The organism is Enterococcus sp. VV15 (assembly GCF_005236045.1).
Classification (GTDB): domain Bacteria; phylum Bacillota; class Bacilli; order Lactobacillales; family Enterococcaceae; genus Enterococcus_B; species Enterococcus_B durans.
In genome coordinates, this window is the sequence record NZ_QPTY01000027.1 from 1 (window position 1) to 20,415 (window position 20,415).

15 protein-coding genes and 1 tRNA gene are annotated in these 20,415 nt (G+C 37.7%); 9 read left to right on the plus strand and 7 right to left on the minus strand.

Translation table 11 applies throughout. The features are described from left to right. Positions 1-84: transfer RNA gene (locus DVW83_RS10135), tRNA-Leu, on the plus strand. Between the two features lie 266 nt (positions 85-350). Here DVW83_RS10135 and DVW83_RS10140 read toward each other — a convergent pair. The 4 genes from DVW83_RS10140 to celB all read right to left on the minus strand — a co-directional run bounded on the left by DVW83_RS10140 (position 351) and on the right by celB (position 4,387). Continuing rightward, positions 351-953: an alpha/beta hydrolase gene (locus tag DVW83_RS10140; RefSeq protein ID WP_104660894.1), complete on the minus strand. Its 603-nt coding sequence runs from the start codon at positions 951-953 to the stop codon at positions 351-353. 33 nt (positions 954-986) lie between these two features. Beyond that, complete coding sequence (locus tag DVW83_RS10145) at positions 987-1,961, minus strand: ring-cleaving dioxygenase (RefSeq protein ID WP_104660893.1); 975 nt, start codon at positions 1,959-1,961, stop codon at positions 987-989. 166 nt (positions 1,962-2,127) lie between these two features. Then, positions 2,128-2,847 carry a GntR family transcriptional regulator gene (locus DVW83_RS10150; protein ID WP_104660892.1) on the minus strand — a complete coding sequence of 240 codons (720 nt, stop codon included), beginning with the start codon at positions 2,845-2,847 and terminating at the stop codon, positions 2,128-2,130. Between the two features lie 268 nt (positions 2,848-3,115). Further along, positions 3,116-4,387, minus strand: coding sequence for a PTS cellobiose transporter subunit IIC (gene celB, locus DVW83_RS10155; RefSeq protein ID WP_104660891.1), 1,272 nt, complete (start codon positions 4,385-4,387; stop codon positions 3,116-3,118). A gap of 156 nt (positions 4,388-4,543) precedes the next feature. Between celB and DVW83_RS10160 the strand changes: the two genes are divergently transcribed. The 3 genes from DVW83_RS10160 (at position 4,544) to thiD (ending at position 7,690) form a co-directional block, all read left to right on the plus strand. Beyond that, a complete protein-coding gene (locus DVW83_RS10160; RefSeq protein WP_104660890.1) occupies positions 4,544-5,935 on the plus strand; it encodes a glycoside hydrolase family 1 protein in 1,392 nt (463 codons plus the stop codon). A 269-nt stretch (positions 5,936-6,204) separates the two neighbouring features. Next, on the plus strand, positions 6,205-6,645 hold the full coding sequence (locus DVW83_RS10165) for a universal stress protein (RefSeq protein ID WP_104660889.1): 441 nt from the start codon (positions 6,205-6,207) through the stop codon (positions 6,643-6,645). Positions 6,646-6,859: 214 nt separating this feature from the next. Then, positions 6,860-7,690: a bifunctional hydroxymethylpyrimidine kinase/phosphomethylpyrimidine kinase gene (thiD, locus tag DVW83_RS10170; RefSeq protein ID WP_104660895.1), complete on the plus strand. Its 831-nt coding sequence runs from the start codon at positions 6,860-6,862 to the stop codon at positions 7,688-7,690. A 176-nt stretch (positions 7,691-7,866) separates the two neighbouring features. On the opposite strand, the gene cls is transcribed toward thiD, so the two are convergent. Next, a complete protein-coding gene (gene cls / locus DVW83_RS10175) occupies positions 7,867-9,318 on the minus strand; it encodes a cardiolipin synthase (RefSeq protein WP_104660888.1) in 1,452 nt (483 codons plus the stop codon). 347 nt (positions 9,319-9,665) lie between these two features. On the opposite strand from cls, the gene DVW83_RS10180 reads away from it, so the two are divergent. Beyond that, positions 9,666-12,332: a cation-translocating P-type ATPase gene (locus DVW83_RS10180; protein ID WP_137239341.1), complete on the plus strand. Its 2,667-nt coding sequence runs from the start codon at positions 9,666-9,668 to the stop codon at positions 12,330-12,332. A gap of 50 nt (positions 12,333-12,382) precedes the next feature. Here DVW83_RS10180 and DVW83_RS10185 read toward each other — a convergent pair whose 3' ends face one another. Next, a complete protein-coding gene (locus tag DVW83_RS10185; RefSeq protein WP_104660886.1) occupies positions 12,383-13,474 on the minus strand; it encodes a GntR family transcriptional regulator in 1,092 nt (363 codons plus the stop codon). 441 nt (positions 13,475-13,915) lie between these two features. Here DVW83_RS10185 and DVW83_RS10190 point away from each other — a divergent pair, with 441 nt between their 5' ends. The 3 genes from DVW83_RS10190 to DVW83_RS10205 all read left to right on the plus strand — a co-directional run bounded on the left by DVW83_RS10190 (position 13,916) and on the right by DVW83_RS10205 (position 16,042). Further along, entirely contained in the window at positions 13,916-14,212 is a 297-nt protein-coding gene (locus DVW83_RS10190; protein ID WP_123862507.1) for a helix-turn-helix domain-containing protein, read from the plus strand. 460 nt (positions 14,213-14,672) lie between these two features. Next, positions 14,673-15,065 (plus strand): hypothetical protein, encoded by a 393-nt coding sequence (locus DVW83_RS10200; RefSeq protein WP_104660883.1) that lies wholly within the window; start codon positions 14,673-14,675, stop codon positions 15,063-15,065. A 257-nt stretch (positions 15,066-15,322) separates the two neighbouring features. Further along, a complete protein-coding gene (locus DVW83_RS10205; protein ID WP_104660882.1) occupies positions 15,323-16,042 on the plus strand; it encodes a methyltransferase domain-containing protein in 720 nt (239 codons plus the stop codon). 212 nt (positions 16,043-16,254) lie between these two features. On the opposite strand, the gene DVW83_RS10210 is transcribed toward DVW83_RS10205, so the two are convergent. Then, entirely contained in the window at positions 16,255-17,409 is a 1,155-nt protein-coding gene (locus DVW83_RS10210) for a hydroxymethylglutaryl-CoA synthase (protein WP_104660881.1), read from the minus strand. A 185-nt stretch (positions 17,410-17,594) separates the two neighbouring features. Here DVW83_RS10210 and DVW83_RS10215 point away from each other — a divergent pair, with 185 nt between their 5' ends. Next, positions 17,595-20,033, plus strand: coding sequence for a hydroxymethylglutaryl-CoA reductase, degradative (locus tag DVW83_RS10215; protein WP_137239343.1), 2,439 nt, complete (start codon positions 17,595-17,597; stop codon positions 20,031-20,033). The last annotated feature ends 382 nt before the right edge of the window (positions 20,034-20,415 follow it).

Sequence of the window (20,415 nt, forward strand, 5' to 3'; positions counted from 1 at the left end):
GCCGGCGTGGCGGAATTGGCAGACGCGCTGGACTCAAAATCCAGTGATCTCACGATCGTGCCGGTTCGACCCCGGCCGCCGGTATCCTAACCCAAACGTAGTTTTACGTTTGGGTTTTCTTTTTGTTTCTAGAAAAAGTAGTTGGACGAGGCTGGGCCAGAAGTGTTTAACTCCGAGAAATACATCTGTTTCAACTTTTTTGTACGAATGTACCAGCCACTAAACTTTTCTGTAGTGTTCAGACCAATAATATTAAGGAATGACTTCACATCAAAAAATCCGCCAGAAGAAAACAGGGTTAGTTGTTTTTCTTCTGGCGGATCATTCTTAGTAAGTCCCTATTCTAGGGATCAACTATTTTTATCTAGCCACTCTTTAGCAATGCTTAACTCTTCCATTGTCAATTGATGTCCTGTATTTGTGTTGGTTACCGTAAGTTGGGCATGACGAGTTTCAAGTTCGTTGATTAAAGTAGAAATAGCTGTGGAAGAGACAATAGGATCGTCTTCACTGTAGGAAAGCCAGATTTTTTTGTCCGCCAATGAAAAGGACTGCTGATGGTTACCTAATGACATTGGATGGAAAAAGAGACCTGTTTTTAGACCCGTTTGACTTTCTAACATCAAATGCGCAGCAATATTTGCACCGTTTGAGTAACCGACAACGATCCAGTCGCTCAAAGGGATTCGTTCGTTTTTACTGATTTTTTTGATTTCTTCGTGCAAGTTTGTTGACTCTTCTTCTAAACTTTCATAATCAAATTGATTCAATCCATTTCGTTTGAAAAAACGATTCATACCGTCTTCATTAATGGAACCGCGAAAAGAGAGAAGTGTGCTATTGGGAGCTAAAAAGTGGGCGATATCGATTAAAGAGTATTCATCTCCACCTGTACCATGAAGCAAGAGTAACTTTTTGCCATTAGGGCTACCTTTTTCGAATAAATAGTGCACGGGGTGCCTCCTTTTTTCACTCATGGAAAATAGTTACTCACGTTTTTTATTGGCATCGCTAGTATCGAATGGACGAACATATTCTTCTATCTCTGATCGTTTCTCTTCTAAGAAAGGTGGTAAGGACAATATTTCTCCTGCGGTTTCAGTTGGTTCATCCCCAAAAAATCCAGGACCATCTGTAGCTAATTCGAATAACACGTGAGAAGCGGCTAAGAAATATTCTGATTGGAAATAAAAGCGGTCAACAAAGCCTGAATTTGGTAAATCAACTTTATTGATCAAGCGAATCCAGTGTTCCAACGCTTCTTTATCTGCGACACGTAAAGCTAAGTGATGGATATTGCCAAATCCTTCTATTGCGTCTGGAAGATCAGTCCGATGTTCGATGATGATACTAGCCCCATTACCACCTTCGCCTACTTCAAATTGATAAAAAGCATCTGAATGAGCTGTTTCTTTAAATCCTAAGATGTTTTCTAGGATCACGCGGATATGGTCTAAGTTTTTGACCCGAACAAAAACAGGGCCTAATCCAGTAATTCCATATTTTGATGGAACGTTACTGTTTTCCCATGGGATACCAGAAGCGACGCCGTGGTTATTTTCGTCTGAGATCAGTTGATATGCTTGACTGTCAAAATCTTCAAACTCTAAATACTTTTTAGAAAAGCGTTCGTTGATCTCAGAATGTGTGATACCATATTTTTCAAATCGTTCGAGCCAAAATGTTAATGATTCATCGTTTGGAACTCTAAAAGAAGCTCTTGAAATCGTATCAGTACCTTTTTTTCCTTTTGCCTGATTTGGAAAATCAAAAAAAGTCATATCAGTTCCTGGTGCTCCATGTTCATCTGTGAAGTAAAGATGATAAGTTTCGATGTCGTCTTGATTGACGGTTTTTTTCACTAAACGCATACTCAAAATGTCAGTAAAAAAACGATAGATTTTTGTGGCACTAGAAGTCATTGCTGTAACGTGGTGAATTCCTCTGATTTGTGTGTCCATACTGCTTCCTCCTGTAGACTTACAAAAAGTAAGTGAATGATGATAGATACAGTATAGTGGGAGAGGGGAGTTAATGCAATTATTTTGTCTTTGTGTTTTATTGGCTGAATGATATAAAAAAAGTCCCTTACACGAAACGGCTGTTTCTTGCAAGGGCTATATGATTTTAATTAGAACGGACATCAAGTACAGAATAATTACGAACATCGAACCGATTACGACTTGAAGAATATTCAATAGGTTGGCCGTCTTTTAAGTAGACGACTTGTTGGACTTCCAGTACAGGATCGGTTTCACTACAATTTAAATATTCTTGGTCAAAAGTGGTGCTTTTATCTGCAGAGATTGCGCGATAGGCTCCAGCAAAGTGAATATTCAATTCTTTATGCAAGTAATCATAAATAGAAGAAAGCAAGTGTTCTCTTTTTAAACCAGGTACTAAGTTAACAGGCATAAATGTGTGTTCCAAAATGTAAGGTTCATTGTCCAGTATGCGTAGGCGATGGATGTTATAAACGGGTTGTTCCGCATCGACCATCAAGCGCTCCTGGATATATTCATTCGGAAATTCCACGCCGAAATGGATCACTTGACTTGTTAGAGAACGATGGCGTTTATGCATTTGATAGCTTAGACCTTCGTATTCATTGGCAGGAGAAGTATCTTTTTCCATAAAAGGGTGATTCAATATTTTTGTCCCAGAACCTCTTTGAGAGTAAAGTAAACCTTCCATTGCTAGAATATTGATTGCTTTTTTGATCGTCATGCGGCTGGCGCCGAATTCATTCACCAAGTCCACTTGATTCGGTAAAAAACTATTAGGCGGGTATTGTTTTGAACGAATCCGTTCTCTTAATATATGGGCTATTTCTTCATATTTTGGCACGTTATTCACCTCACAATTGAGTATAACTAAAGATATGTTTTTCGACAACAAGTAATCGAAAAAGAAGGTCGATAGTTAAAAAGCTGTGGGAAAAATTTGAAAATCAGTTTTACTAAAGACTCTCGAATAAACGGTGTCCAAAAGTCTGATTTTTCGGAAATTTAAAAAAACGAGCAATACAAAAAATGTATTGTTCGTTTTTCTCCCCAATTTCTCAAACCTAAATGACTTTTGTCTCGACCTCTTTTCAATGTAGTAAAAGTAGTTATTACAAGACATCTAAGTCTGGTTGTTTATCCAAGATTTTAAGGAACGGATACCAAATGAAAGCTACAATCACGAAGTCAACAACTTGAAGGAGCCCGCCTAACCAAGAATTGGTTGCTAGCACACCACTTGCGATGATTGGAACAGTCCAAGGCACCGAAACCCCGGTTGGTGGTGGTACGATCCCAGCTGCCATGATCAAGTAGTTGAACGTAGTGACGATCAGTGGTGCAATTACCCAAGGAATCAAGATCGTTGCGTTTAAAACGATTGGTAACCCAAAGATCACAGGTTCATTCACATTGAAGATCCCGGGAGCTAGAGCAAGACGACCAACATCACGATATTGTTTTTTCTTCAAAACAAATGCCATCAAAAGGACAACAGCCAGTGTCATACCTGAACCACCGATACCAACGGTAAAAGTTTCCATGAATGGTTTAGTGATGATGTGTGGCAATTCTTTCCCTTGTTGATAAGCTTCAAGGTTATCAAGCATCAAAGTGTTCCAGATCGGATCCATTACAGAGTTGACGATGATTTGACCATGAAGTCCGAAGAACCATAGGAATTGAACAAAAAACAAAGCAATCAATGTAGCTGGTAAGCTACTTCCCAATCCAGTCAATGGTTTTTGGATTACTTCATAAACCACATCATGAAGATTTGCATGAAAGAAACCAGTCATAATCGCGTTGATAATTAAGAAAACAGTTAATGTTACAACGGCTGGAATCAAAGCAGCAAAAGATTTTGATACTGCTGGTGGTACACCGTCAGGCATTTTGATCTGCCATCCGCGTTTTGTGATACGGCAGTAGATTTCACCTGCAATAAATGCAGCAATCATACCAATGAACATCCCTTTAGCGCCAAGTCGATCAAGCGACAAGACACCAGAAACCTCTTCGCCTCCAGGTGTAGTCATGACAAAAGGAGTAAGAATCAAAAAGCTCGCAAAGGAAACTGCTCCGCCAAAAATACCTTCAACGTCATAGGATTTCGATAAATAATAGCCGATACCAAAAGTAACAAAGACAGACATGATACTCATTGTTGCATTTTGACCGTTTCCAAATAGAGTGGTTAAAGTTCCTTTCGTGCTATCACTGAAAAATGGAAGATTATTGATAACTACCACGATAGAACCAAACATCGTTAATGGAAAAGACAGCATAAATGCGTCTCTTAAAACCGTCAAGTAACGATTTCGCCCCAACATATTTGCTAGAGGCATGATTTTCTGAGCAAGTTTATCCATAAAACCGTTCATTATTTTCACCTCAAATTTATTTTTTGTAATCGATTACAAAAAATAGTATAACTGGTATTTCGTTAAATGTCTAGTCATTTATTATAAAAGTATTGATTTATTTTTTAGTATTCGTTATCATAACGGTATCAAAAGAAAATAAGCGAGGGCAAAAAAATGACGAAGTATAAATTTCCAGAGAATTTTTGGTGGGGTTCGGCAGCTAGCGGTCCACAAACAGAAGGAAGGATCCAAGGCGATCACAAAGGAGAGAATATTTGGGATTACTGGTATGAACAAGAACCAGAAAAGTTTTTCAATCAAGTTGGACCGGAAAAAACGAGTCAGGTTTATACTAAATACCGTGAAGACGTACAATTGATGAAGAAAACAGGCCATAATACTTTCCGGACGTCTATCCAATGGAGCCGTCTACTACCAAATGGAACTGGGGAAGTAAATCAGACTGCGGTTGCTTTTTATCGTGCGTACTTCAAAGAACTATTAGACAATGGTATTGAACCTTTTGTGAATCTCTATCATTTTGATATGCCGCTGACACTTCAAAAAAATGGTGGTTGGTTAGACCGAAAAACTGTCGATGCATATGTAGATTATGCGACTACTTGTTTTGACTTGTTCGGTGATCTTGTAAAAAAATGGTTTACCCACAATGAGCCGATCGTTCCAGTTGAAGGAGGGTACCTGTATCAATTCCATTATCCAAATCATGTCAATATGAAAGAGGCTATTCAAGTTGGCTATCATGAGAACCTGGCGAGCGCCAAAGCAATCAAGGCATATCACCAATTGGGACAAGATGGAGAAATCGGGATCATCTTAAATCTGACACCAAGCTACCCGAGAGATGAAACAAATGAAGAAGATGTGAAAGCCGCAAAGATCGCGGATGCTTTCTTTAATCGTTCGTTCCTTGATCCCGCTGTAAAAGGCAAGTTTCCGCAAGACTTGATCAAGATTGTCAAAGAATTGGATTTATTACCTGAGATAAAAGAAGGGGATCTGGAAACAATCAGAGAAAATACGGTTGATCTATTAGGGATCAATTATTACCAACCACGACGGATCAAAGCGAAAGAAACACCAGTGGATACAAAAAATAGTCCTATGCCAGATGATTATTTTGATAATTATGATCTGCCAAATAAAAAAATGAATCCTTATCGTGGATGGGAAATCTATGAAAAAGGAATTTATGATATCTTGACAAATACTAGAGAAAATTATGGAAATATCAAATGCTATATTTCCGAAAATGGTATGGGAGTTGAAGGAGAAGAGCGTTTTATCAATGAAAACGGCGTGATTGAAGATGATTACCGCATCGAATTTATTATGGATCATCTAAAATATGTTCATCAAGCAATCGAAGAAGGCACAAATTGTGTCGGTTACCATATGTGGACGTGCATGGATAACTGGTCATGGACAAATGCATATAAGAATCGCTATGGTTTTATTGCAGTAGATCTTGCTCAAGATGGAAAACGGATGATCAAGAAATCTGGTCATTGGTTCAGCGAAGTGGCTAAGAACAACGGATTCTAGAAACGAACCTCTAATAACAAGAAGCAAGGACAGAAGTAAAAGCGTTTCTCGTATGCAGGAAATTTTAATAAATGGCGGGAATAGAAATTACCTCTTCAAAAAATAAACATGCATCTTCAAAAATTTGAAAAATGATTTTCGTGAAATTTGGCTTATTTCTTGAGGGTAGGTTCATTTCTATTCTGGCCTTTTTTATATAAAAATGATACAAGTAAATATTTGTTATGGGCACTCAATAGTGCTAGAATTAAAGTAAGGAGGCGTTTACAATGTTAGATGCGTATAAAAATATTTTAGTTGCAATTGATGGTTCGGAAAAAGCTGAAAAGGCTTTTATGGAGGCAATTGCAGCTGCTAAGAGAAATCAAGCAACTTTGCACATTTTGTATGTCAATGAAGTAACTGGCAACTATTTCGGTGACTTTGGGTTCCTGACACCAAATCTTCAAGTAGAATTAGATGAAGTAGCGGAAAAACAAATGAATGAGCATCGAAATCTGGCAATTGAAAAAGGATTGATAGATATCGAGACATATATTTTATATGGTTATCCAAAAACATTGATCGCAAACTTCAATGAATCCAAAGAACCAATCGATTTGATCGTGATGGGTGCGACAGGGTTAAATGCAGTGGAACGAGCGTTAGTTGGTTCAACAACTTCCTATGTAGTAAACCATGCACCATGTAATGTGCTCGTAATTAAATAACATTGTCAATTAATAATAATGCTTTTAAGGAATTGCTTCTTGCTTTTCCTTAAAAGTTTTTTTTAGTGTCTATTTCTTTATCATTGGTATGAAAACGCTAAATACAAAGTATTTTCAAATAAATTTGATTGTAGGAGTAAAGTAGTGGTATAGTAACTGCAAAAGAAAAAATCAATCAAAAATGATAGATAAAAGAACGAAGGGAATGATCATGATGAAAGAACAATATTTACAAGTAATGACCATCGCTGGTTCAGATAGTGATGGTAGTGCCGGGATGCAAGCAGATATGCATACGTTTTTTACTCGAGGAGTTTATGGTGTCTCTGTAATGACTGCTTGTGTGGCAGGAAACTCATATGGCATTGGCGCAAGTGTGACGCTGCCAACTGACTTTATTGATAAAGAGTTTGCATTGATTGCAGAAGATTACCAAGTAAAAGCAGCAAAAACAGGAATGTTAGCTGATTCTACATTGATCGAAACAGTTGTTGAGAATTACCAAAAGTATGACTTCGGTCCTTTAGTCGTTGATCCTGTGATCATGACCAAACATGGCAATCTGTTATTAGAGGAATCTGCTTTACAAAGCTTGAAAGACAAACTTTTACCTTTAGCAACAGTTTTGACTCCTAATTTTTATGAAGCAGAAAAATTGATTGGCAGATCATTGTTAGAAGAGGAAGATTACGTTCAAGCAGCAAAGAAACTCCAACAAATGGGGGCAAAAAATATCATGATCAAAGGGCATCATTTAAAGGATGCAGACCAAAAAGACGTAAAAGATTATGTCTTGCTTGAATCCGGAAAGTCATTTTGGTTAAGTGCACCTTTTTATCCTACTGATCGTATCAACGGCACAGGGGATTCTTTATCTGCTTGTATTGCAGCAGAATTAGCTAAAGGAAAATCTGTTGAGGAAGCTATTCGTTTTGCGAAAGAATATGTGAATGTTGCGATACGAGAAGAAATCAACGTAGGGCATAAATATGGACCAATCAATCATTGGGCAGCGGGATCATTGAAGGAATCTGCAGATTTCTAACATATATCTGGGTCGAAAATGAAAATAAACCAATAGAAAAAAGTTGACTACTTTGAAAATAGGTTTTCCTATTTTTTTGAGTAGCCAACTTTTTTACGAACAGCTGATCGTTTTGATACGTGATCTATGAGAACCAAGAGTGTTAGATAAAAAATACTGGGGATAACTTATCCAGACTATAAAATTGGTGAGAACAAACGTGAAATTTGTTGTTTGAACAATAACCACTTGGACATTTCTTTGACTGTTTCAGTTGTCATCGGTGTACACTTTTCTTCATCAACCAAAAATTGGTCTGCTAATTGGTTCAAGAAATCTGCATCATAAATGACAGCACTAGTTTCAAAGTTCAGACGGTAACTACGAATATCCTGATTGGCAGAGCCCACCATACAGATTTCATCATCCATGATCAGTGTCTTTGCGTGTAGAAATCCATTTTCATACACTAGGATCTGCACATTCTCTTTGATCAATTGTCTAGCATAATATTGAGTAGCACGATAGATGAAGGGGTGATCTGGTTTATTTGGAATCATGATCTTGACTTCGACACCTGAGGCAGCTGCAATTTTTAAAGCTGCAAGTACACTTTCATCAGGTACAAGATAGGGCGTTTGGATCCAAATCCGTTTTTTCGCTGAAGTGATCAGTTTAATGAAGGATAACTTGATCTGCTCACGTTCATTGTTCGGACCACTTGACACTAATTGAATAGATGTATTTTCATGTTTATAGTCTTTCCCTGGTTCTTTTTGGAAAAAGTAATTAAGATGATAGCCGACTTTTTTCTGTTCAGGAACTGAAACATTCCAATCTGTTAGAAAGCGTAATTGCAAGAGCGATGCTGCGGCTCCATAGATTCGAAGATGTGTGTCACGCCAGTACCCAAATTTTTTGGTTATGTTGACGTATTGATCAGCGATATTGAAACCACCGATATAACCGATTTTTCCATCGATCACTACAATTTTGCGGTGATCATGATAGTTTAGGCGAAAACGGAGCAATGCACGTTGAGAAGTAATAAATGTGTGAATGTGTCCGCCATTTTTAATTAGTTTATTGAAGTCCTTTGGTTTTGTTCCGTTGGAGCCAAAGGCATCATACAGTAAACGGACTTCTACTCCTTCTGCCGCTTTTTCTTCAAGTAACGACAAAATCTGCTGACCAATATTGTCTGTTACAAAGGCATAATACTCAATATGGACGGAATGTTTGGCCGCTTTGATATCTTTTAATAGAGCGTCCAGTTTTTCTTGTCCATCTGTCAATAAAGTGACCGAATTTTTTCGAGTCAGTGGCATACGATTGAGGGAAGAGAAAAAATCAACGAATTGTTGATGTTCCAGATTTTCCATCAATGGATCGTAGTGATCGATCGTGTCTCCTTTGAAATCTCGAAAGTTTTCTAATTCTTTCAAGTCACTTTGTCTTAAATAGAATTTTTTCTTATCTGTCAGGCCACGCCCAAAGAAAAGGTAGAGTACAAACCCAATACCGGGAAGCGCAAAAAGTACAAGTAACCATGCCCAGATAGCAGCAACATCACGTGGTTTGATCAAAATAATAACTAAAGCAATGATGACGTTGATCAAATAAAGGACATAAATAATATTTGTTCCCACAGTCAAATCCTCCTTTTTTACAATAACAATAGTATAGCATGAGAACAAAAAGAAGCCTACAAATGAAGAACACTATTTTTGTAAACAAGGTTGAAAATATCCAGTAAACTAAGCTAAAGTGGTTGCTTTTTGGCATATATTCAGGTAGGATAATAGTACAGTTGAATATCTCCTTAGGGGAGTAACCGACAACATTTGTTGTGATAATATCAACAGTAAGTTAACCAAATGGTTATCTGGTATTGTATGAAATGGTGAGACCTAAGACAAATCCGCATTTGTCTTAGGTCTCTTTTTTTCAGTCAGGACAATTGCCGATAACTAAAAATCAAAATGGGGGATGAAATTTGGAAAACAAGGAACAGGCTCAGCAAGCCGTCTACAAGGAATCAATCGACTCGCTGATGCAAAAAACGCAGAGCTCGACCGAAGGATTGAGTACGACGCTCGCAAAAGAAAAGTTAGAAAGAGATGGATTGAATCAGCTAAAGGAAGCACCTAAGAAACCGACATGGAAATTGTTCTTAGAAACATTCAAAGATGCTATGGTCATCGTGTTGCTGATTGTCGCATTGATCCAAATGCTCATGGGTGACTACATCGAATTCTTAGTTATTTTTGCCGTGTTGATGTTGAACTCAGTGATCAGTGTTATCCAAACAAAAAAAGCAGAAGGCTCTTTAGAAGCATTAAAAAGTCTTTCCGCACCTGATGCGCGTGTTATCCGTGACGGAAAAGAACGGACGATTCCAGCAAATGAGTTAGTTGTTGGGGATATCGTCTTATTAGATGCAGGAGATTATGTACCTGCTGATGGGCGGCTGTTAGAAGCTGGTTCATTAAAAGTAGATGAAGGAATGCTTACTGGTGAATCGACAGCTTCAGAAAAAGAGGTTGTATCGATTGAGCAAACAGTACCAATCGGCGACCGTATAAATATGGTGTTTAGTGGAACGATCATCACGTATGGCCGCGGAAAATTCTTAGTAACTGCTACTGGGAACAATACAGAAATCGGAGAAGTTGCTGGGCTTCTTGAATCAACAACGGAACAAGTCACTCCTCTACAACGCGGATTAGACAAATTCAGTAAAAAATTAAGTTTGGCAATCCTAGCTTTATCACTAGTTATTTTAGGTATCCAATTGTTCCGTATCTATTTAGGTGAGGGAACAGGGGATCTAACTGCAGATATCGTTAGTGCAGTCATGTTCGCAGTTGCTGTTGCCGTAGCAGCTATTCCAGAGGCATTGCAATCGATCGTAACAATCGTTTTGTCTTTAGGAACAAACAAAATGGCAAAACGTCATGCGATCATTCGTAAGCTACCTGCGGTTGAAACACTTGGATCAACAAGTATCATTTGTACTGACAAGACTGGTACGTTGACTCAAAATAAAATGACGGTGGTTGATTATTATTTGGCAAATGGAGCTACAGGAGACTTCACGAATGATCCAGCGAAATGGTCCGATGATGAACGCCGTTTGATTGAGATCAGTGTCTTAGCAAATGATGCTTCGATCAGTGAAGATGGTACAAAACTAGGTGATCCAACAGAAGTGGCATTCATTGATTTCAGTGAAAAGTTGAATCAGCCTTATCAAGAAATCCGAAATGCCTATCCAAGACAAGCAGAATTACCATTTGATTCTGACCGTAAATTGATGTCAACGGCACATAACATCAACAATGGCCAATATTTGTTCGTCAAGGGTGGACCGGATATCATCTTTGGTCGTAGTAAAAAAGCGTTGGTCAATGGAGAAGTTGTGCCAATGACAGAAGAACTGATGACAAAATTCAAAGAACAAAATGAAGCTTTTTCAAATCGTGCGTTACGTGTTTTAGCTTTTGCGTATCGTCCAATCGAAAGCACAGAACTTTCATTTGAAGATGAAAATGACTTGATCTTAATTGGATTGCTTGCAATGATCGATCCACCAAGAGAAGAAGTGACACAAGCCGTCAAAGAAGCAAGAAGTGCTGGTATCAAGACGATCATGATCACAGGTGACCATAAGACAACTGCTGTAGCAATCGCCAAAGAAATCGGCATCTTTGAAGAAGGCGATCAAGCGTTGACTGGTACAGAATTAGATGATCTGACAGAAGACCAACTGAACGAAGTACTAGAAAAAGTGACCGTATATGCGCGTGTTTCACCAGAAAACAAAATTAGGATCGTACGAGCATGGCAAAATAAAGGCCATATTTCAGCGATGACTGGTGATGGTGTCAATGATGCACCAGCCTTGAAACAAGCAGATATCGGTATTGCAATGGGAACAGGTACGGATGTTGCGAAAGATGCTGCTGCAATGGTCTTGACTGATGACAACTTTGCATCGATCGTTAATGCCGTTGAAGTAGGACGAAATGTCTTCGATAACATCAAGAAAGCCATTTCTTACCTATTTTCAGGTAACTTGGGTGCAATCATTGCGATTATCTTTGCTTTAGTTGCTGATTGGTCAAACCCATTTACTGCATTACAATTACTATTTATCAACTTAGTGAACGACTCTCTTCCTGCTATTGCTTTAGGAACGGAAAAAGCGGAACCAGCAACGATGGGTAGACCACCAAGAGATCCAAATTCTGGTATTTTTACGGATAAAACGTTGATCTCAGTAACTTACCGTGGTGTATTGATCGGGATCGCAGTTATTTTTGCTCAATGGTTAGGGATGCAACATTCACCAGAATTTGGTGTAGCAATGTCCTTCTCTACATTGATCTGGTGCCGGACGTTACAAACATTTCCAGCACGTTCCAATACACAAACAGCGATCCAAGCTGGATTCTTCTCAAACCGAAGTGTCTTGTTAGCTGTTGTCGTATGTAGTGCATTATATTGCTTGACCATGATTCCTGGGTTAAAACAAGTCTTCTCAATTCCAGCTGATTTTGGCTTAACTGAAGTCTTTACATGTATCGGAATTGCCTTAGTGACGGTTATTTTGATGGAAATCACAAAAATGATCCTTGTCCACGTACAAAAGAATAAATAAAACCAAAAAAACGCTTGAAACAGCACTGTTTCGAGCGTTTTTTTGTGTAATCAAAGAGAAGAAACTGAATCACCTTCGATGAGTTGATAGCCAAGATTTACTTTTTCAATCAGCGTAGGCTCTTTGATTTTCCTTAGTAATAAGGTCATTGCCTCATGGCCAATAGAAGTTTGGTCCTGTTCGATATGTGTGAAAGTAAAGGCGTTCAAATCGAATAAATTGATCGTTGGGTGATCGAAACAGACGATAGAATAATCATTTGGAACAGCTTTACTCTGTTGTTCGATTGCGCTTTTGGCTAATAAAGCAATGTTGTATTCTGTAGTGAATAGTGCAGTGATCTCTGGATTTTTTTGTAAAAACTCAACAATCAGTTCGACATCTTCTGTGATACTTCTTGAAGAACCGGGGACAACTGAATCAATGACTGAAAAAATCTGCTTTTGACTGACCGCTCGGTTTGCATCGACATGAGCAGATAGAAAGCCGTCAACACGCTCGTCAATTGTAGAAACACGACTATCGGAGGTAAGTAAGCCGATTTTTTGATGACCTTGATCGAATAGATAGTTTGTCAATTCTTTTGATGCAGAGAAGCTATCTGTTTGGACGCTACATACAGGGAGTTGGTCCATTAGACGATCGATGACTACGACTGGGAAATCCCGGGCAATCAACTCTAAGATTTTTGGTGAAGTATATTCAGAAGATGTAGGTAGAAGGATCAATCCTTGAATCCCTAAATCGATTAATTCCTGGATATATTCATTTTCTTTTTTTAAATCGCCATAAGTGACTTTAACAATGACATTCAGCTTTTCCGCATCGTAGTTTAAAATACTTCTGAGAATCTGTGTACCAAAAAAATCAGAAAAATTGGTGATGACTAATCCGATGATCAGTTTTTCAAAAGTTGATTCGTTTTTACGATTACTGATGATCACTGAACCTTTTCGAGGTTTTCTGAGGATGTAGCCTTCTTCTTTTAATAAATCTAGTGCTTTTTTTGCTGTAATCGTACTTACGCTATATAAGGCGGCTAATTCTTTTTCAGTAGGTAAAAGGTCATTTATTTCATAGTTCCCTTTTTCGATATGTTTTTTTAAATCTGTGTAGATCATTTGATATAATGGTGCGCTCAATAGAATCCCTCCATTCATTTATCTGATTATATATATTAAATATAACATATATTTTAATCAAGTAATTTATTTAAAAAAACACTAAAGTAATTTTTTTCATTAAGATACTTCTTCAAAATAAATAGTTTTCTTCATTCTATTGACTTGTAGTTGTTTAGAAAGCACAAAAATCCATTTGTCTCTTTGTACAACTCTTAATAAGAAACAGTCTATCATAAAAATATCTTCAAGAAAATAACATCTGGACAAGTGAAGTAGCAAGTAAAGAAAATCAGATGAACTTAGTGGTAGCCTTCTTTTTATAAAGAAAATATTACGTGAAAGCCCAATATAGGGAAGATATGTTTCGTAGCAGTCGCAATAGCTATGAAATTTGTCTTAACTTGCTGAAGCATATAAGTTACTCTAAAGACAAGTTAAAAAATTTAAAGGAGGGTAAAAATGAGTCTAGGAGCCAAACTGAAAGAAGAACGAACAAAGAATGGGTATACACAAGAAGATATCGCAAAAATATTGAATATTGCACGTTCGACTGTTTCAAGTTGGGAGGTCTCAAGAACATATCCTGATCTTTCTTCTCTGAATAGTTTGAGTAAACTATTTGGGGTAACGTTAGATTATTTAATCAAGGATGAGGAGAATATCAATAACACACAGATCATACAAGATATAGACTCTTCAAATAAAAAATCAAATACTTTGGATTTGGTTTCTTACTGTGCTTCATTTGTGTCGTGATAGTAGGTACATTTCTGTTAGGGATACCTAGCATAGTTCCAAAACAAGAAACACTTAAAAGTGAGCAGTTAGAGTATACTATTCCTTTGACTGATATCATGGATGTATCTGTAAAAGAAATATCTTACGGTAATGATCAAGAACATGTAGTTTCAGAAATCACTGCGAACGTCAAACTACGTGAAGGTTGGCAATAACCGGGATGGAAGTTTTATTTTGATAACAAAGATGGTACTGCATATATCTCACTTTCACAAAATAAAGTACATAAAGAAGAAGCACCAAAAAATTATTTTCCGAAACTGAGCTTTGTAGCTGTACAATATGTGCGAAACACAAATAGTATGGACATACCAAATAAAATTGTTCTGATTGATGACAACACAGCAGATCCTCCAAGCACAGCGAAAGAACAACGAGTGATCTGGGAAAAAAATAAAACTTAAAAGGTGTGTATAAAATGAAAAAATTTGTATTTTTTGGATTAGCTACTTTTGGACTATTGCTACTTGGTCACTCCGTGCAGGCTGCTGAGATTAATAGCGATGTAACACCTGAATTAGGGAAAATTTTTATTGATGAAACTAAAGTGAATATAGATGCGATTATTTGTACCACTTCCAAAGGAAGCTATGTTGTCAAGAATAATAAATTAGTTGTAGTACATAAACTGCATAGTGGGATAGCCCCTTTTGTTTATCATGATGTTCAGCTTTTGAGTGGTCAGTCAACGGGTTATAGTTTTACAATTGCTAGCAAAAATAAATATACTTACCAGACTACTAATAAGAATAGTGACTGGAGTCTAAGGGCAATGTACATCATTCGAAACGGTGCTCAAATTCAATACTAGGAAGTATAGGGTACTCCAGCATCAATTAGTGATACTGCAAGTATGACAGCATCTTATACTTTTGGATTAAGAAATCTTTCATCTAACGCTATGAACTATGGAATGAATATAATATTTTAATATTTATATGAAGCGCCATTTTTTGAATATCTTTTTGAAAAATAGATCAATGTGTTAGAATCTCAACATAAGAATGAAATTTGCTAAGCTATATAATTTATTCCGAAAAGCGAAAAAATCAAATAGGAGAATCAACCATGGACGAAATAGATTGGGATGAATTTGCCCCAGCGTATTATCAAAATCAACTGGAATCACGCACGACGATCGTAGAAGATGTGATCGCCTTTTTAAAAAGCAAGAAAGTATTACCTGCATCTGACCTGATAGATGTAGCAGGTGGTGCTGGGCGCTATTTACCTATGGCGAAAGAAGTAGGAAGCTACAAATTATTTGATTTTTCAACCGAAATGTTGCGCTTTGCCCAACAAGAAGCAAATAAGCTGGGTGTGAAAAACATCCAAATGATGAAGCAGTCTTTCGAAGCTTTTTTAGAAAATAAAGAAAGTGCTGAAGTGATTTTTACTGCTGCAAATCCAGCATTGGATAATACAAAAAAATTAGAAAAAATGCTGAAAAAAATGAATCAGGCTTGTGTAATCCTTCGAGTCGTACGCTCAAGGGATGATCTTTTTATTCCTTTAGAAGAAAGATTAGGGATTTATGAAGCAGATCCGACGGTGTCTCCAGATTTAATGGATTTTTTTGAAACATTTTTAACACAAAATGATTATTCCTATCAAACACAGGAATTCACGTATGTTCTCAAAGAAGAAATTACTCGTTCATTGATGGAAGATTACTATGAAGAGTATAAAGAAGACCAACGATTGACTGATTTTCTTGACCAACATTTTCTCCAAAATGAACAAATCAGTACAACTCGTTTGACCTACCGCTTGTTGCTGATCCAATAAAAAGTAAATTGAGAGCGAGCAAGTAAAAGTAGTACCGGACACGTAAAAATAGAGGAAGTTACCCATTTTATGTAAATAAATAATCAGCCGAAGGAACTCAAAATAAAGAATATCATTTTGGTTCCTTCGGCTGATCGTAGTCATTTATTTTAGAATCTTTTGTTGCTATATACAACTCACTGCTTTAACTGATGAAAGCCAAGTCTTACGTATTACTGTTTGTAGTAGCGTATATCATTTTCTACTTTATAGATTGAAAAAGGCACATCAGAAGTATATTCTGCAGATTCGCCATTTTCTGGTAATTTTTCGCTAAAGATCGTTTCGTACTCAGCAACAGTGACTTGTTTTCTTGCATTTAGCATTTCTTGGTGGTTCTCGGTCATTAGGAATTCTTGGTAGCCTTCGACTAGATAGCCCGTAAAGAATTCACTGACTGCGCCAGAACCATAACTGAATAGGCCAATACGATCACCAGATGATAAAGCTTGAGAATTTTCCAAAAGAGAAATCAAACCTAGATAGAGTGAGCCAGTATATAAGTTGCCAACACGGCGGCTATATCGAATACTTTCTTCATAACGTTCTAACAAACGTGTTTGATTTTCCTCATCTGTCTGATCTAATACACTTTGCAACGCTTTTTTCCCCATTTTTGTATAAGGGATATGGAAACTCAATGCGTCATAATCTTCTAGTTTAAGACCAGTGAGTTCTTTATGATGATTCCAGACTTTTTGGAAGGATTCAATATAAGTTGAATTTGATAATGGCCCGTCTACGATAGGAAATTCACTATAATCTGGGCGCCAAAAATCGTAGATATCTTCTGTCAAGAAAGTACTATCATCTTCGATTGTAAGTATTCGTGGGTCAGCAGTGACCATCATTGCAACAGCACCAACGCCTTGTGTGACTTCGCCGCCACTTGCCAAACCATAACGAGCCATATCACTAGCAATGACCAAAACTTTACGATCTTGATGATTTTTCACATATTCTTTTGCCATATGCAAAGCTGCCGTTCCGCCGTAACAAGCTTCCTTGATTTCAAAGGAACGAGCAAAAGGTTGGACTTTAAGCAAATGGTGGATGATCACAGCACTTGCTTTCGAGTGATCGATACCTGATTCTGTTCCAACGATCACCATATCGATGAGTTCGCGGTCTTGTTCCGTCACGATTCTGCTGGCAGCATTTGCACCTAATGTGATGATATCTTCTGAAATGCGGTTAAGAGCCATCTGATCTTGACCAATACCGATATGGTATTTAGCAGGATCATCCCCTCGATGGTTGGCTAATTCTGTCATATCTAAATATAAATTTGGAATAAAAAAGGAAAGACGATCGATCCCTATTTTCATTTCAACACCTCTTTATTTGTGATAAAAAAACTTACTTTACTAAAGTATCATAAAATGATTAAAAGAAATACAAAAAAGCGAATATTTAAGGATTGTTAAAATTTGTTCCTCGTTTATTTTGAAGAAGTAATGTACTATTTGTTTTTGGCGAAAACAATGGTATATTTTTGTAGGAGGTGGTTTACTTGAAGGAAGTCGTAATTATAGATGCTGTAAGAACACCAATTGGTAAATATAAAGGTAGTTTGAGCAGTTTTTCTGCAGTTGAATTAGGGACAATGGTTACTAAAAAATTGCTAGAAAAAGCAAGTATCAAAAAAGATGAGATCAACCAAGTGATTTTTGGAAATGTATTACAAGCGGGAAATGGCCAAAATGTTGCCCGCCAAATCTCGATCAATAGTGATATTCCTGTAGATGTTCCTGCAATGACTATCAATGAAGTCTGTGGTTCAGGAATGAAAGCAGTGATTTTAGCGCGTCAGCTGATTCAATTAGGTGAGGCAGATCTAGTAATAGCTGGGGGAACAGAAAGTATGACCCGGGCGCCTTTACTACAACAATTTGATTCTGAAACCACTTCATATAATGAACCAATTTCAAGCATGGTCAACGATGGTTTGACTGATACTTTTTCAAACACGCATATGGGGTTAACTGCTGAGAATGTAGCAGAACAGTTCGGAGTGACGAGAAGAGAACAAGACCAATATGCATTAGACTCACAATTGAAAGCAGCCAAGGCAACGGAAAATAATGTATTCAAAGAAGAAATCATACCTGTTCCACTACCGGATGGAACATTGCTGGAAAATGATGAGGCGATACGTGGTAATAGTTCATTAGAAAAACTAGGAACATTAAAAACGGTATTCTCAGAAAATGGAACGGTTACAGCTGGAAATGCTTCTCCATTAAATGATGGTGCGTCAGTAATGATCCTAGCTTCAAAAGAATATGCACAAAAAAATGATCTTCCGTATCTAGTAACGATCAAAGGTGTGACGGAAATCGGTATTGATCCTAGTATCATGGGAATCGCACCGATCAATGCGATCAAGTCTTTGTTAGAAAAGACAGATGTTTCATTAGATGCGATTGATCGATTTGAGATCAATGAAGCATTTGCTGTCTCGTCCATCGTTGTCAATCGTGAACTTCAACTTGATCCAGAAAAAGTAAACAGTGATGGTGGAGCTATTGCTTTAGGACACCCGATTGGCGCTAGTGGTGCAAGAATCCTGACGACATTGAGTTATGGACTGCAGAGAAATGAACAAAAATACGGCGTCGCTTCTTTATGTATCGGTGGAGGTCTGGGACTAGCAGTCTTACTTGAGGCAAATCAAGAAAAAGCAGGATCATTCGACGAAAAAAAAAAGTTCTATCAGCTGACACCAGAAGAACGTAGAAGTCAGTTAGTTCGCGGAGGCGTGATTGCTGAAAAAAGTGCAGATCAACTAAAAAATGAACGCTTGTCTGACGACATTGCGAACCATTTGATTGAGAACCAAATAAGCCAAGTGGAGATTCCTATGGGCGTTGCCCAAAATTTTCAGATCAATGGTGAAAAAAAATGGGTTCCCATGGCAACAGAAGAACCATCCGTTATAGCAGCAGCTAGCAATGGAGCGAAAATTTGTGGGAATATCACTGCAAAAACGCCACAAAGACTGATGAGAGGCCAGATCGTGTTGACAGGTAAGTCTGAATATCAGGCAATCATCGAAGCAATAGGCACACGAAAAGATGAACTGTTTTTGTGTGCAAACAATAGCTATCCTTCCATTGTTAAACGCGGTGGTGGAGTGAGAGATATTTCTACGAGAGAATTCATGGGAAGTGACCATGCCTATGTATCAATCGATTTCTTGATCGATGTCAAAGATGCCATGGGGGCGAATATCGTCAATGAGATTTTAGAAGGAGTCGCCAGCCAATTGAGAAGCTGGTTTCCAGATGAAGAGATTTTATTCAGTATTTTGAGTAACTTAGCATCCGAATCTCTTGCTACAGCATGCTGCACGATTCCTTTTGAACATTTAGGCAAAAGCAAAGAAGTTGGAAGACAAGTTGCCGAAAAAATCCAACAGGCAGCGGAATATGCAAAGCTAGATGTTTATCGGGCAGCAACGCATAACAAAGGTATCATGAATGGGATCGAAGCGGTCATCTTAGCAACTGGTAATGATACCAGAGCGGCATCCGCAGCTATTCATGCATATGCTTCAAGAAATGGCTTTTACCAAGGATTGACAGATTGGAAGATAGTTGATGGACAGTTAGTGGGTAAATTGACTGTACCTTTAGCTGTTGCGACTGTAGGAGGCGCTTCAAAGATTTTACCTAAAGCGAAACTTGCGCTTGAAATACTTGATGTCTCTTCTGCAAGAGAATTGGCACAAGTAATTGCGGCTGTGGGCTTAGTTCAGAATTTAGCGGCATTGAAAGCTTTAGTAACAGAAGGCATCCAAAAGGGGCATATGTCCTTACAAGCACGAGCATTAGCCATTACTGTTGGTGCAACTGGGGATGAAATCGAACAAGTTGCGGCATATTTAAGGAAAGCAGATGCCATGAATCAACAGCTTGCAAGTGATTATTTGCTAGAAATTCGTTCTTGATTGTCTAGTAAAATTTATATTGATCGGGCGTCGACTAGCGCATTCGTATGGGGGAATGTGGGACAAATCTAAAAATCAGTTTTGTTACAGACTCTCGAATAAGCGGCGTCCAAAAGTCAGTTTTTCGGAAATTTCAAAAAAACGAGCAATACAAAAAACGTATTGTTCGTTTTTTCTCCAATTTCTCAACTCTAAACGACTTTTGTCTTGACCTCTTTGAACTGTTACATGAATGAGGAAGCGTTGTTTGACATCTGTCCAATCAGAGAGCCGAGGCAGATAAATGTCTTAGGTTCTTTTTTCTTAAAAAATAGTTGGAAAACGGCTTATTTTTAATGATTTTGCGTATATATCTAAGTTTTTTTTGGTATAATCCTTTTCA